We start from the raw sequence: 793 nt of genomic DNA on the forward strand, positions 1-793 counted from the left end.
CATCTCCGGGATTGGCGTGTGCAACCTGGGCCACTGCCACCCGGCAGTCACCCGCACCCTGGCCGAACAGGCCGGGCAGCTGATGCACACCTCCAACCTGTACCGCATTCCTGCCCAGGAATCGCTGGCCCAGCGGCTGTGCGAATTGAGCGGCATGGAGAACGTGTTCTTCTCCAACTCCGGAGCAGAAGCCAATGAGGCCGCCATCAAGATTGCCCGCCTGTATGGCTCACGCAAACAGATCGCCCGCCCCACCGTGATCGTTATGGAAGGCAGCTTCCATGGCCGCACCATGGCGACCCTGTCCGCCACCGCCAATGCCAAGGTGCAGGAAGGCTTTGCGCCTCTGCTGGACGGTTTCATCCGTGTGCCGTTCAACGATCTGGCAGCAGTAGAAGCCCTGGCTGATAATCACGATATTGTCGCCGTTCTGGTAGAACCGGTGCAGGGCGAAGGCGGCATCCACATCCCCGCCAACGATTACCTGGCCGGCCTGCGCACCCTGTGCGACCGCAATGACTGGCTGCTGATGTTGGATGAAATCCAGTCCGGCAACGGCCGCACCGGGGATTACTTTGCCTGCCTGGGCGCCGGTGTCACCCCGGATGTGCTGACCACCGCCAAAGGCCTGGGTAACGGTTTCCCCATCGGCGCCTGCCTGGTGGCCGGCAAGGCAGACGGCGTGTTCGGCCCCGGCAATCATGGCAGCACCTACGGCGGCAATCCGCTGGGCTGCGCCACCGCCCTGACCGTGGTAAACACCCTCACCGACGACATCATTGATGGCGTGGCC

Annotated in this window: 1 protein-coding gene; it reads left to right on the forward strand. The window is 63.6% G+C overall.

Annotated elements, in window-relative coordinates; translation table 11 throughout:
- Positions 1–793: aminotransferase class III-fold pyridoxal phosphate-dependent enzyme (locus A3754_RS02700; RefSeq protein WP_063518789.1), on the forward strand; the 793-nt coding region annotated here is incomplete at both ends.

This window comes from Alcanivorax sp. HI0083 (genome assembly GCF_001635175.1).